10 protein-coding genes are annotated in these 12539 nt (G+C 69.4%); 2 read left to right on the top strand and 8 right to left on the bottom strand.

From position 1 onward, the window contains the following. Nucleotides 1–3: 3 nt before the first annotated feature. Both HNR40_RS05100 and HNR40_RS05095 read right to left on the bottom strand, forming a co-directional pair. Nucleotides 4–1065 (bottom strand): CapA family protein, encoded by a 1062-nt coding sequence (locus HNR40_RS05100; RefSeq protein WP_184958708.1) that lies wholly within the window; start codon nucleotides 1063–1065, stop codon nucleotides 4–6. Nucleotides 1066–1115: 50 nt separating this feature from the next. Next, on the bottom strand, nucleotides 1116–1934 hold the full coding sequence (locus HNR40_RS05095; RefSeq protein WP_184958707.1) for a helix-turn-helix transcriptional regulator: 819 nt from the start codon (nucleotides 1932–1934) through the stop codon (nucleotides 1116–1118). Nucleotides 1935–2006: 72 nt separating this feature from the next. Between HNR40_RS05095 and HNR40_RS05090 the strand changes: the two genes are divergently transcribed. Then, entirely contained in the window at nucleotides 2007–3371 is a 1365-nt protein-coding gene (locus HNR40_RS05090) for an MFS transporter (protein ID WP_184958706.1), read from the top strand. A gap of 99 nt (nucleotides 3372–3470) precedes the next feature. Then, a complete protein-coding gene (locus tag HNR40_RS05085; protein WP_184958704.1) occupies nucleotides 3471–4919 on the top strand; it encodes a catalase in 1449 nt (482 codons plus the stop codon). A gap of 86 nt (nucleotides 4920–5005) precedes the next feature. On the opposite strand, the gene HNR40_RS05080 is transcribed toward HNR40_RS05085, so the two are convergent. The 6 genes from HNR40_RS05080 to dnaK all read right to left on the bottom strand — a co-directional run bounded on the left by HNR40_RS05080 (nucleotide 5006) and on the right by dnaK (nucleotide 12478). Continuing rightward, entirely contained in the window at nucleotides 5006–5659 is a 654-nt protein-coding gene (locus tag HNR40_RS05080; RefSeq protein ID WP_184958703.1) for a hypothetical protein, read from the bottom strand. A gap of 168 nt (nucleotides 5660–5827) precedes the next feature. After that, nucleotides 5828–8407, bottom strand: a complete 2580-nt coding sequence (clpB, locus tag HNR40_RS05075; RefSeq protein WP_184958701.1) for an ATP-dependent chaperone ClpB — start codon at nucleotides 8405–8407, stop codon at nucleotides 5828–5830. 6 nt (nucleotides 8408–8413) lie between these two features. Further along, nucleotides 8414–8764, bottom strand: coding sequence for a heat shock protein transcriptional repressor HspR (locus HNR40_RS05070; RefSeq protein WP_184958700.1), 351 nt, complete (start codon nucleotides 8762–8764; stop codon nucleotides 8414–8416). A gap of 4 nt (nucleotides 8765–8768) precedes the next feature. Continuing rightward, nucleotides 8769–9956 (bottom strand): molecular chaperone DnaJ, encoded by a 1188-nt coding sequence (dnaJ, locus tag HNR40_RS05065; protein WP_184958699.1) that lies wholly within the window; start codon nucleotides 9954–9956, stop codon nucleotides 8769–8771. A gap of 15 nt (nucleotides 9957–9971) precedes the next feature. Continuing rightward, nucleotides 9972–10604: a nucleotide exchange factor GrpE gene (grpE, locus tag HNR40_RS05060; protein WP_184958698.1), complete on the bottom strand. Its 633-nt coding sequence runs from the start codon at nucleotides 10602–10604 to the stop codon at nucleotides 9972–9974. Then, on the bottom strand, nucleotides 10604–12478 hold the full coding sequence (gene dnaK, locus HNR40_RS05055; protein ID WP_184958697.1) for a molecular chaperone DnaK: 1875 nt from the start codon (nucleotides 12476–12478) through the stop codon (nucleotides 10604–10606). Before dnaK ends, grpE begins: the two co-directional genes overlap by 1 nt. Nucleotides 12479–12539 lie beyond the last annotated feature (61 nt).

Below are 12539 nucleotides of genomic sequence, written 5' to 3'. Positions count from 1 at the left end.
TGATTAACGGGCGGACAGTCCTGTGCAAGAGCGGAGCGCCTTCCAGCTCGTGACGGCCTGGGTGCGGGCGGTGCCGGTCAGGGGGATGGGGGTGCCGCCCTGGATGGAGGCGGGGGTCCACTGGTCCTTGATGACCTTGCGGCCGTTGATCGTCAGGGTGAGGACGCCGCTGGGGCTGTTGCCGTACCAGAGGAAGTTGCCCAGGCCGTAGTTGACGTAGGACCTGCCGAGGTAGCCGCTGCCGAGCAGGACGTGGGCGTGGCCGCCGACGATGACGTCCGCGCCGGCCTTGGCCAGCTTGGGGGCCAATGAGCGCTGCGCGGGGTTCGGGCAGGTCATCCGCTCGGTGCCCCAGTGGAGGTAGACGATCACCGTGTCAGAGGTACGGCGGGCCTTCCTGACCTCCTGGATCAGCCGTTCCTCGTTCTTGGCCGAGGCCAGGCCGCCCTGGGTGTCGGTGGCCGTCCACGCCTGGATGAACTCGGCGTCCAGCACCTGGGTGGCGCCGATGATCGAGACGCGGTTGCCGTTCACCGTGGTGCGCCACGGCTTGTAGGCGGCGGCCGCGTTCCTGCCGATGCCCACGACCGGGTACTTCGAGCGCTTGATCGCGGCCAGCGAGTCGGTCAGGCCGGTCTGCATGTAGTCCATGCCGTGGTTGTTGGCCATGCTGACCACGTCGATCCCGGCCGCCTTCAGCGCGGAGAACGCGGTGATCGGCGCCCGGAAGGTGAACTGCTTGCCCGGCGCCTTGGTCCCGCCGGTCGTGATCGCCGTCTCCAGGTTGACCATGGCCAGGTCGGCCCGGCTCAGCACCCTGGCGATCGGGCCGAACGCGGTGCGCGGGTCGCCGTCCAGGCGGGCGCGTAAGACGCCCTCGAAGTGCACGTCTCCACCGAAGGAGATCGTGTACGGCTCCCGCTCCGCGGCGGTCTTGGTCGGCACCTCGGGGGAGGTCGGCATCGACTTGCGCGCGGGGGACTTATCCGGGTCCGACTGGGCTGCGGAGCATGCGGCCACGGTGACGGCCACGGCTAATGCCAGGAGGGCAGGGCGGTGTCTCATCTATGGCTACTTCTCCTCGATCCCACACTTCAGGGATTGAGCATGCCATGTCAGACGGATTCGCGGGTGTGTGCGGTCAACCACACCACTCCGGAGCGGGTGGTCTCGTTCGCGGGGGTATAGATGATCATGCGGGTTTCGGTGGCCGCGTCGCAGCTGAAGTTGGTGGTGGTGAAGTGGAGCTCGCCGACGGCGTCGTTGACGAAGACCTTGTCGCGGCGTCCGGGGTCGGCCACGTCCTGCCGCGCCCACATCCGGGCGAACTCGGGGCTGGCCGCGACCAGCTTCTCGGCGAACTCCTTCCAGCAGGGGTCGTGCGCGTGCCTGCTGTAGGCGCCGCGGAAGACGGCGACCGCCCGCGCCAGATCCTCCTCGCGGTTGACCAGTCGGGTGAACAGGTCGTCGCGGGTGAAGGTGAGCCACAGGGTGTTCGGCTCACTGTCGACGATCTCGGGGAAGATCGCGGCGTACGCGGCGTTCCAGGCGAGGATGTCGTGCCGGCTGGTGGCGATGCAGGCGGCCATCGGGCTGAGCTGGTGGAGGATCTGCCGCATCTCCGGGGTGACCCGGCCGGAGTCGGCGACGGGCACCGGATCCTGGTGTCCGGCCAGCCTGAACAGGTGAAGGCGTTCGGCGGGGTCGAGCTGGAGGGTGCGGGCGATGGCTTCGAGCACCTGGATGCTGGCGTTGATCGGCCGTCCCTGCTCCAGCCACGTGTACCAGGTCACGCCCACCCCGGCGAGCTGCGCGACCTCCTCGCGGCGCAGGCCGGGGGTGCGCCGGCGGGTGCCGGGCGGAAGGCCGGCCATGTCGGGGGTGATGCGCTCGCGGCGGCTGCGGAGGTAGGCGGCGAGGTCGGTCCGCTTCATAGCCAGGTACCTCCAATACCAGGATAAATGGGCTCTCGTTACTGGTATCCAGTGTGTCGCAATCTGGTAGTCATGACTACTGCCACCCTTGCTCCCCAACAGGAAAGGACGAAGACCAGCGGAATCCTCCTGGCGATCATCCTCGTCGGGCAGTTCCTGGCCATCCTGAACGTCAACATCGTCAACGTCGCCATTCCGACCATCGAGCGCGACCTGCACTCCTCCGGCGCGGGCCTGCAGATGATCGTGGCGGGCTACACCATCGTCTACGCCGTCCTGCTGATCACCGGCGCGCGGGTCGGCGACCTCTTCGGCTACCGCAACACCTTCCTGGCCGGGCTGGCCTTCTTCACCGTGACCACGCTGGGCTCCGGCCTGGCGCCCACCACCGGGTGGCTCGTGGTGTTCCGGTTCGCGCAGGGCGCCGGCGCCGCGCTGATGATGCCCCAGGTGCTCACGCTCATCCAGCGCAACTACCACGGCGCGGCCAGAGGCCGGGCGATGGGCCTGTGGTCGGCCGTCGTCAGCGGAGGCATCGTGGTCGGCCAGGCGCTCGGCGGCATCATGCTGGGGCTCGGGCTGGGCTGGCGGGTGCTGTTCCTGGTGATGGTCCCGATCGGGGCCATTTTGCTGATCGCCGGACTGCGGGTGCTGCCGGCCGACGGGGGCGGCGGGCGTACCGGCCTCGACCCGCTCGGGCTGGTCACGCTGTCGGTGGCCGTCCTGTTGTTCGTGGTGCCGCTCGTGCTCGGCCGCGACCTGGGCTGGCCGGTGTGGGGCTGGATCTCGATGGGGCTCAGCGCCGTGGTCTTCTACGTCTTCGTCCGCGTGGAGCGCTGGGTGTCGGGCCGCGGGGGGCGGCCCCTGGTCGATGCCTCGGTACTGCGGGCGCCGGGCATGCGGCCCGGACTCGGGGTGCTGTTGTTCGGGCCTGCCACGTGGGGCGCCTTCTTGTTCACCTCGGCGCTGCACCTGCAGGGTGAGCTCCGCCTGACGCCGTTGCAGTCTGGGCTGATGCTGGTGCCGTGCGCGGTGGCGTTCGCCGGGGTCGGGCTGCTGTGGCCGCGGCTGCCCGCCAGGTTGCAGCGGACGCTGCTGCCGTTCGGGTACGTGGTGGCGGCGCCCGCCTACTTCGGGCTCGGGCTGGTCGGCGGGGGCGGCTGGCCGTACGCCGTGCTGAGCGCGCTCATCGGCGCCGGGCTGGGCGTGCAGATCGCGGTCACCAACCTGGCCACGCAGTCGGTGTCGGACGAGTACGCCGCCGACGCCAGCGGCGCGCTGCTCACGGTGATGCAGTTGGGCCAGGTGATCGGGGTGGCGACCGTGGGGACGTTGTTCATGGCGCAGGGCGAGGGAGCCACCGCGGTGGCGCTGGCGGGGCTGGCCGTACTGGCCGGCTTGTCCTCTCTTTTCCTCGCCAGACCAAAACTTGGATGACTCCTTTACTTGAATCATTCGTGTTTGGGGCATAGGTTGCGAGGAGAGGGGCACCCGTCAGGGTTCCCGTCCACGTCCGGATTTCGGGAGGACCTCGCGATGACCACCAGGCCAATCAGCACCGACGGCGCCGGCATCCCCGCGCCGAGCGACGAGCACTCGCTCTCCGTCGGACCGAACGGCCCTCTGCTGCTTCAGGATCACTACCTGATCCAGAAGATGGCGCACTTCAACCGCGAACGTGTCCCGGAGCGAGTGGTGCACGCCAAGGGCGGCGGCGCCCACGGCGTCCTGCGGATCACCGAGGACGTCAGCCAGTTCACCAAGGCCAAACTTTTCCAGCGGGGCAAGGAGACGCCGCTCTTCCTGCGCTTCTCGACCGTGGCCGGTGAACTGGGCTCCGCCGACACCGCGCGCGACCCCCGCGGCTTCGCGATCAAGTTCTACACCGAGGACGGCAACTACGACCTCGTCGGCAACAACACGCCGATCTTCTTCATCCGCGACCCGCAGAAGTTCTCCGACTTCATCCACAGCCAGAAGCGCCGCGCCGACAACCACCTGCGCGACAACAACATGCAGTGGGACTTCTGGACGCTCTCACCGGAGTCGGCGCACCAGGTCACCTTCCTCATGAGCGACCGCGGCACCCCGGCCAGCTGGCGCAACATGCACGGCTTCGGCTCGCACACGTTCCTCTGGTACAACGCCGCCGGCGAGAAGTTCTGGGTCAAGTACCACTTCAAGACCGACCAGGGCATCAGGAACCTCACCGCGGCCGAGGCTGACGCCATGGCCTCAGCCGACCCCGACCACCGCATCCGCGACCTGCACCAGGCCATCAAGACGGGCCAGCACCCGTCGTGGACGGTCAACGTGCAGGTCATGCCGTTCGAAGCGGCGGCCGACTACCGGTTCAACCCGTTCGACCTGACCAAGGTGTGGCCGCACAGCGACTACCCCGAGATCACGATCGGCACGATGACCCTGAACCGGAACCCGGACAACTACTTCGCCGAGGTCGAGCAGGCCGCGTTCGAGCCGTCCAACCTGGTGCCGGGCATCGACACCTCACCGGACAAGATGTTGCAGGGCCGCCTGTTCTCCTACCCCGACACCCACCGGTACCGGATCGGGCCGAACTACCAGCAACTGCCGATCAACGCGCCGGCCGTACCGGTGAACAGCTACAACTTCGACGGCCCGATGACCTTCCGCAACCAGCAGGACCCCGTCTACGCGCCCAACAGCATGAACGGCCCCGCCGCCGACCCGGCCCCCTACGCCGGAGCGAACTACAACGTCGCCGGCGAGATCATCCGATCGGCCTACACGCTGCACGCCGATGACGACGACTACGGCCAGCCGCGCGCCCTGTGGGAGAACGTGCTGTCGGAGACCGACCGCGAGCACCTGGTCGGCAACATCGTCGGCCACGCATCCGCGCCCGAGGTCACCGCGGAGACGAAGAAGCGCGTCGTGGAGTACTGGAGCAACGTCCACAAGGACCTCGGCCAGGGCGTCTCCCAGGGCCTCGGCCTGTCCTGACCCCCGGCACGAGCGAAGGGCCGCGACCTGGCAGGTCGCGGCCCTTCCCATGGCTCGCGGACGGCGGGCGCGCGCCGCCCGCGCGGTCAGCTCAGCCTGAGACCGTTGAGCAGGTCGGCGATCCCCCCGGTCACCGGCTCGCTCTCGGGCACCGGCACCGCCTCCAGCGCCTTGCCAGGCGCCTCGGGCAGCTTGCCGGTGATCTCGTCCGTCACGGCCTCAGCCGGCTGCGGCAGGGAGATCGGGGCTTCCACGCCGGCCACCAGGCCGGACGCGTCGGGCAGCGCGGGCACCTCGCCCGCGACCGGCGCCGGCGGCAGCGCCGCCAGCGTGCCGGGAAGCGCCGGGGTGTTGGGCAGACCCGGCAGATCGGGCGCGGTGGGCACGCTCGCCACGCTCCTCAGGCCCGCCACACCCGGCGTGCCGGCGGGCATCGACGGCGCGCCGGCGGCCGCGGCAACGCCGCCCAGGTCCGCCAGGCTCAGGACCGCCGACGCCTTCGACAGGCCCGGCAGGCCCGCCTTCCTGGCCAGCGTCTCGGCGGACATCGCCAGGTCGCTGTCCTTGGGCGCGGTCATCCGCTCGCCGTAGTTGCCGCTCATCCGCAGGTCGAGCACTTCCTCGCAGACCGAGGCCACCGTGGTGGGCGCCCGCAGGGCCGCGACCCTGTCGGTGCAGTAGTCCGCACCCAGCGCGGGGCCCGCGACCAGCCAGCTCACCCCCGTGGTCAGAGTGGCCACCGCAAGGATGCTCCGGATGCTCCGAGATACCACTTCACGTCCCCCTGATCGTTTTCGGTGATCCGACGAACGCTGAAGCTAGTCACGCGGCCGGGGCAGGGAGGGGTGCTTGCCCGAAGGGTGGGCCAGACCTTACCCGGCCGCCCCGGCCGGAGATCGGCTTTGACCTCAGGCGGCGCGCTCCACGGTGAGCTCGTCGTCGCCCAGGTCCACCCGGACCGTGTCGCCGTCGACGACCGCCCCGGCCAGCACCTGCCTGGCCAGCTTGTCGCCGATCGCCGACTGCACCAGCCGCCGCAGCGGCCGCGCGCCGTACATCGGGTCGTAGCCGGTGAGCGTGAGCCACTCGCGGGCCGCCGCGGTGACGTCGAGGCTGATGCGCCGGTCGGCCAGGCGATGGGCGAGCCGGTCGATCTGCAGGTCGACGATCCGGCCCAGCTCCTCCGAGCCGAGGGCGTCGAACAGGATCACGTCGTCGAGCCGGTTGAGGAACTCCGGCTTGAACGCGTTGCGCACCGCGCCCATCACGGCCTCGCGCTTGGCGCCGTTCTCCAGCTTGGGATCGACGAGGAACTGCGAGCCCATGTTGGAGGTCAGGATGAGGATCGCGTTGCGGAAGTCGACCGTGCGGCCCTGCCCGTCGGTCAGCCGGCCGTCGTCGAGCACCTGCAGCAGGATGTCGAAGACCTCGGGGTGCGCCTTCTCGACCTCGTCGAGAAGCACCACGGTGTACGGCCGCCGCCGCACCGCCTCGGTGAGCTGCCCGCCCTCCTCGTAGCCGACGTATCCAGGAGGCGCGCCGACCAGCCTGGCCACGCTGTGCTTCTCGGAGTATTCGCTCATGTCGATCCGGGTCATCGCCCGTTCGTCGTCGAACAGGAACTCCGCCAGCGCCTTGGCCAGCTCGGTCTTGCCGACGCCCGTCGGGCCCAGGAACATGAACGAGCCCGTGGGCCGGTCGGGGTCGGAGATGCCGGCGCGGCTGCGGCGTACGGCGTCGGAGACGGCCCGGACGGCCTGGGCCTGTCCGATGAGGCGGCGGCCGAGCTCCTCCTCCATGCGCAGCAGCTTGGCGGTCTCGGCCTCCAGCAGGCGTCCGGCGGGGATGCCGGTCCAGGAGGAGATGACCTCGGCGATGTCGTCGGCGCCGACCTCCTCCTTGACCATCGGCTGGGACTCGGCCTCCTGGGCGGCGGCGCCGGCGATCTCCAGCTCCTTCTCCAGCCTCGGGACCTCGTCGTAGAGCAGCTTGGAGGCCTCGGCGTAGTTGCCGTCGCGCTGGAAGCGCTCGGCGGTGCTGCGGGCCTCGTCGAGCTGCTTCTTCAGGTCGCCGAGCTTGTTGAGCCCGGCCTTCTCCCGCTCCCAGCGGCCGACCAGGGCGTTGAGCTCCTCCTGGCGGTCGGCCAGCTCCTTGCGCAGGCGCTCCAGGCGCTGCTGGCTGGCCTCGTCGGTCTCCTTGGAGAGCGCGAGCTCCTCCATCTTCATCCGGTCGACGTTGCGCTGGAGCTGGTCGATCTCGACGGGCCGCGAGTCGATCTCCATGCGGAGCCGGGAGGCGGCCTCGTCGACCAGGTCGATGGCCTTGTCGGGCAGGAAGCGGTTGGTGATGTAGCGGTCGGACAGCGCCGCGGCGGCGACCAGCGCGCTGTCGGCGATCACGACCTGGTGGTGCGCCTCGTAGCGGCCCTTCAGGCCGCGCAGGATCGCGATGGTGTCCTCGACGGTCGGCTCGCCGACGTAGACCTGCTGGAAGCGCCGCTCCAGCGCCGGGTCCTTCTCGATCCGCTCGCGGTACTCGTCGAGCGTGGTCGCGCCGATCATCCGCAGCTCGCCGCGGGCCAGCATCGGCTTGAGCATGTTGCCCGCGTCCATGGCGCCCTCGGCGGCCCCGGCGCCGACGACCGTGTGGAGCTCGTCGATGAAGGTCACGACCTGCCCGTCGCTCTCCTTGATCTCGGAGAGCACGGCCTTGAGCCGCTCCTCGAACTCGCCCCGGTACTTGGCGCCGGCGACCATCGCGCCCAGGTCGAGCGAGATCAGCCTCTTGTTGCGCAGCGACTCGGGCACGTCCCCGGCCACGATGCGCTGGGCCAGCCCCTCGACGACGGCGGTCTTGCCCACGCCCGGCTCGCCGATCAGGACCGGGTTGTTCTTGGTGCGCCGGGAGAGCACCTGGACGACGCGCCGGATCTCCGAGTCGCGGCCGATGACCGGGTCGAGCTTGCCGGTCCGGGCCCGCTCGGTCAGGTCGACGCCGTACTTCTCCAGCGCCTTGTAGGTGTCTTCCGGGGTCTCGCTGGTGACGCGGGCGTTGCCGCGTACCTTCTCGAAGGCGTCGAGCAGCGCGTCGGGCGTGGCGCCCTGCGCCTTGAGCAGGTCGGCGGCCTGGCCGCCGTCGGCGGCGAGCGCGACGAGCAGGTGCTCGGTGGAGACGTACTCGTCCTCCAGCCGCTTGGCGCGCTGCGCGGCCGTGTTGATCACGGTGAGCAGCTGGCGCGAGCTCGACGGCGCCGACACCGTGGCGCCCTGCGCCTTCGGCAGCGCCGCGAGCAGCTCCTCCGACTTCGCGCGGATCGCCTTCCAGTCGGCTCCGACGGCCTCCAGCAGAGGTACGGCGGTGCCGCCCGTCTGGGCCAGCAGCGTGGTCAGCAGGTGAGCCGGCGCGATCTCCGGATTGCCCTCGGCGGCGGCGCGCCGCATGGCCCCCGAAAGCGCCTCCTGGCTCTTCTGGGTGAGCTTGTAGTCCATGTGTTCTTACGCCCCCGGTGGCAGCTCGTAGCGGATCAACGCCCTCACCATCTGCATCTCGGCCCTGAGCCGGTGAACCTCCTCACGCAGCCGCAGGGCCTCGTTCTCCAGCTCGAGGATGCGCTTGATCCCGGCGAGGTTGATGCCCTCTTCCTGGGACAGGCGCTGGACCTCGCGGAGCATGATGATGTCGCGCGTGGAGTAGAGGCGGCCGCGTCCGGCCGTGCGGCCGGGGCTGACCAGTCCGAGCCGGTCATACTGCCTCAGCGTCTGCGGGTGCAGTCCCGAGAGCTGCGCGGCCACCGAGATGACGTAGACGGGGGTGTCGTCGGACAGGTCGAAATAATTGGCGTCCATCGGCTTACTCGCTTCTGGCTCGCTGGATGAGTTCGGCGCGCGGGTCGTCGCCCGCGGTGGCCGTGCTGAACTCCGTCAGCAGATCGCGCGACTTCTCATCGAGCGTCTCAGGAACGAGGACTTCGACGCTGGCGAGCAGGTCGCCCTTGGTGCCGTCCTTGCGGGTGACGCCGCGGCCCCGGACGCGGAACGTGCGCCCGTTGGGCGTGCCCGCGGGGATGCGCAGCGTGACCGGCAGGCCCTTGAGGATCGGGACCTTGATCTCGGCGCCCAGCGCCGCCTCGCTGAACGTCACGGGAACCGTGATGGTCAGGTTGTCGCCGGTCCTGCCGAAGACGGCGTGCGCCTTCACGTGGGTGACGATGTAGAGGTCGCCGGCGGGCCCGCCGTTCTCGCCCGGCGCGCCCTTGGCCTTGAGCTTGACCCGCTGGCCGTCGCCCACCCCCGCGGGGATGCGCGCCTGGATCGTGCGGGTGCTCTTGGCCCGGCCGCTGCCGTCGCAGTCGGGGCAGGGGTCGTCGACGATCAGACCACGGCCCTTGCAGTCGCGGCAGGGCTCGGAGAAGGCGAAGTTGCCCAGGTTGCGGCTGGCCGCGCCGGTGCCCTCACAGGTCGGGCAGACGCGCGGCGTGGTGCCGGCCTTGGCCCCGGTGCCGGTGCACGACTTGCACGCGGCCGAGCTGGTCAGCCGGAGCGAGACCGTGCTGCCCTCCACCGCCTCGGTGAAGGTCAGCGTGACCTCGGACTCGATGTCCTGCCCGCGCCGCGGCCTGGTCGTGCTGCTGGTGCGGCCGGTGCTGGAGCCACCCCGGTTGAACAGCCCGCCGAACAGGTCGCCGAGCCGCTCGCCCGCGCCACCGCTGCCGCCGCCCTGCTGGCCGGCGGTGCCGCCGAACAGGTCGCCGAAGTCGAACGGGAAACCGCCACCGCCCGGACGCTGGCCGCCGACGCCGGACCCGAACAACGTCCGGGCCTCGTCGTACTCCTTGCGGCGCTTGGTGTCCGACAGGATGTCGTTGGCTTCGGAGATCTCCTTGAACTTGGCCTCTTTGACGGAGTCACCCTGGTTGGTGTCGGGGTGATACTGCCGGGCCAGCTTCCGGTAAGCCTTCTTGATCTCGTCTGCGGTGGCGGTCTTGGGCACACCAAGGACGGCGTAGTAGTCCTTCTCCAGGTAGTCCTTGGTGCTCATCGATGGCCCTTCGTCCTAGTTTTCGTCGATGTTGTCGTCAGCCGATGAGTCGTCCGGCTCCGCCACGGCCACTCGCGCCGGGCGCAGCACCCGCTCTCCGAGGCGGTACCCGGACTGCAGCACCTCGATGGCGGTGGGTTCGGACACTTCCGACGAGTAGCTGTGCATCAGCGCCTCGTGGATGGTCGGGTCGAAGGGGTCGCCCTTCTGCCCGAACGAGCTGAGCCCCAGCTTGGTGACGGCCGCTTCGAGCGACTCGGCCACCTTCGCGAAGCCGCCGGTGAGCTCGCCGTGGTCGCGGGCCCTGCCGATGTCGTCGAGGACCGGCAGGAACTCGGCGAGAATCCCGGCCATGGCCTGCTCGCGGACCGCCACGCGATCGCGCTCGACCCGGCGGCGGTAGTTGGTGTATTCCGCCTGGAGCCGCTGGAGATCCGCGGTGCGCTCAGCCAGCAGGATGGTGTCGGAGCCGGGGGCGCCGCTTGAGCTCGACTCGGCGCCGCCGTTGGCGGAGCCCGCGCCGGGCGCGGGGCTCGTGCCCGCGCCGGCGGCGTCCTGGGAGTCGGACCCGGCGCTCTGGCGCGCCTGGCCCGTCTCGGGGTCGATCTTGCGGTTGTCGCGGATCACCGGCTCGTCTGCCCCCGGCATCACTTGTCCTTCTTCGGCTGGTCGTCGTCGACGATCTCGGCCTCGACCACGTCGTCGTCGTCGCTCTTGTCCTGCTCGGGGCCGGGCGTGGCGTCCTGCGGAGCGCCCTCGCCGCCCTGCTGCTGCTGGTTCTGGGCGTAGATCGCCGAGCCCATCTTCTGGCTGACGGTCGCCAGCTTCTCGGCGCTCGTGCGGATGACGTCGGTGTCGGTGCCCTCAAGAGCCTTCTTCAGCTCGGTGAGCGCCTCGTTGACCTCGGTCTTGATCTCGCCCGGGACCTTGTCGTCGTTCTCACGCAGGAACTTCTCCGTCTGGTAGGCCAGACCGTCCGCGTTGTTGCGGACCTCGGCCTCCTCGCGGCGCTGCTTGTCCTCTTCGGCGTAGGACTCGGCCTCGCGCATCATGCGCTCGATGTCGTCCTTCGGCAGCGCGGAGCCGCCGGTGATCGTCATCGTCTGCTCCTTGCCGGTGCCGAGGTCCTTGGCGGAGACGTTGACGATGCCGTTGGCGTCGATGTCGAAGGTGACCTCGATCTGCGGGATGCCGCGCGGCGCCGGGGCGATGCCGGTCAGGTCGAAGGTGGCCAGCTTCTTGTTGTAAGAAGCGATCTCACGCTCGCCCTGGTAGACCTGGATCTGCACCGACGGCTGGTTGTCCTCGGCCGTGGTGAAGACCTCGGAGCGCTTGGTCGGGATCGTGGTGTTGCGCTCGATGATCTTGGTGAAGATGCCGCCCTTGGTCTCGATGCCCAGCGACAGCGGGGTCACGTCGAGCAGCAGGACGTCCTTGACCTCACCCTTGAGCACACCGGCCTGCAGGGCGGCGCCGATGGCGACGACCTCGTCCGGGTTCACGCCCTTGTTGGGCTCCTTGCCGCCGGTCAGCTCCTTGACGAGCTCGGAGACGGCGGGCATGCGGGTCGAACCGCCGACGAGCACCACGTGCGCGATGTCGGCGACCTTGATGCCGGCGTCCTTGATGACCTGGTGGAACGGGCCCTTGGTCCGCTCGAGCAGGTCGGCGGTGAGCCGCTGGAACTCGCTGCGGGTCAGCTTCTCGTCGAGGTGCAGAGGCCCCTCGGAAGAAGCGGTGATGTAGGGCAGGTTGATGTTGGTCTCGGACTGGCTGGACAGCTCGATCTTCGCCTTCTCCGCGGCCTCGCGAAGACGCTGGAGAGCCATCTTGTCCTTGGCCAGGTCCACGCCGTGGGCGTTCTGGAAGCGCTTGACGAGCTCGTCGACGACGCGCTGGTCCCAGTCGTCGCCACCGAGGTGGTTGTCACCGGAGGTGGCCTTCACCTCGACGAAGCCGTGGCCGTCCTCCTGGCCGACGTCGAGCAGGGACACGTCGAACGTGCCGCCGCCGAGGTCGAAGACGAGGATGGTCTGGTCCTGGTCCTTGTCGAGCCCGTAGGCCAGAGCGGCCGCGGTCGGCTCGTTGATGATGCGCAGGACGTTGAGGCCCGCGACGGTGCCGGCCTCCTTGGTCGCCTGACGCTGGGCGTCGTTGAAGTACGCCGGGACGGTGACCACCGCGTCGGTGATCTTCTCGCCCAGGTACGCCTCGGCGTCCTGCTTGAGCTTCTGCAGCACGAACGCGCTGATCTGCTGGGGGGAGAACTTCTTGCCGTCGATCTCCTGGGACCAGTTGGTGCCCATCTCCCGCTTGACGGAGCGGATGGTCCGGTCCACGTTGGTGACGGCCTGTCGCTTGGCGACCTCGCCGACCAGGACTTCGCCGTTCTTCGCAAAGGCGACCACGGACGGCGTGGTCCGCGAGCCCTGCGCGTTGGCGATGACGGTGGGCTCACCGCCCTCGAGGATCGAGACGACAGAGTTGGTCGTCCCCAGGTCGATACCTACCGCACGTGCCATGAGTACGTCCTTGTAGTCAAAGTTGAGTCCGTTAGGCTCAACTTACGAAGCCGAGTGGCCT

This window comes from Nonomuraea endophytica (assembly GCF_014203235.1).
In the GTDB taxonomy this organism is placed as follows: domain Bacteria; phylum Actinomycetota; class Actinomycetes; order Streptosporangiales; family Streptosporangiaceae; genus Nonomuraea; species Nonomuraea endophytica.
The sequence above is the reverse complement of the archived record's forward strand: the minus strand, read 5'-3'. Positions and strand labels throughout refer to the sequence as shown.

What these genes read in the sequence shown, in the direction of transcription:
- dnaJ (WP_184958699.1), bottom strand. Translation starts at nt 9,956, where the DNA reads ATGAGCACCAAGGACTACCTGGAGAAGGACTACTACGCCGTCCTTGGT.
- dnaK (WP_184958697.1), bottom strand. Translation starts at nt 12,478, where the DNA reads ATGGCACGTGCGGTAGGTATCGACCTGGGGACGACCAACTCTGTCGTC.
- grpE (WP_184958698.1), bottom strand. Translation starts at nt 10,604, where the DNA reads ATGCCGGGGGCAGACGAGCCGGTGATCCGCGACAACCGCAAGATCGAC.
- HNR40_RS05070 (WP_184958700.1), bottom strand. Translation starts at nt 8,764, where the DNA reads ATGGACGCCAATTATTTCGACCTGTCCGACGACACCCCCGTCTACGTC.
- clpB (WP_184958701.1), bottom strand. Translation starts at nt 8,407, where the DNA reads ATGGACTACAAGCTCACCCAGAAGAGCCAGGAGGCGCTTTCGGGGGCC.
- HNR40_RS05095 (WP_184958707.1), bottom strand. Translation starts at nt 1,934, where the DNA reads ATGAAGCGGACCGACCTCGCCGCCTACCTCCGCAGCCGCCGCGAGCGC.
- HNR40_RS05090 (WP_184958706.1), top strand. Translation starts at nt 2,007, where the DNA reads ATGACTACTGCCACCCTTGCTCCCCAACAGGAAAGGACGAAGACCAGC.
- HNR40_RS05100 (WP_184958708.1), bottom strand. Translation starts at nt 1,065, where the DNA reads ATGAGACACCGCCCTGCCCTCCTGGCATTAGCCGTGGCCGTCACCGTG.
- HNR40_RS05085 (WP_184958704.1), top strand. Translation starts at nt 3,471, where the DNA reads ATGACCACCAGGCCAATCAGCACCGACGGCGCCGGCATCCCCGCGCCG.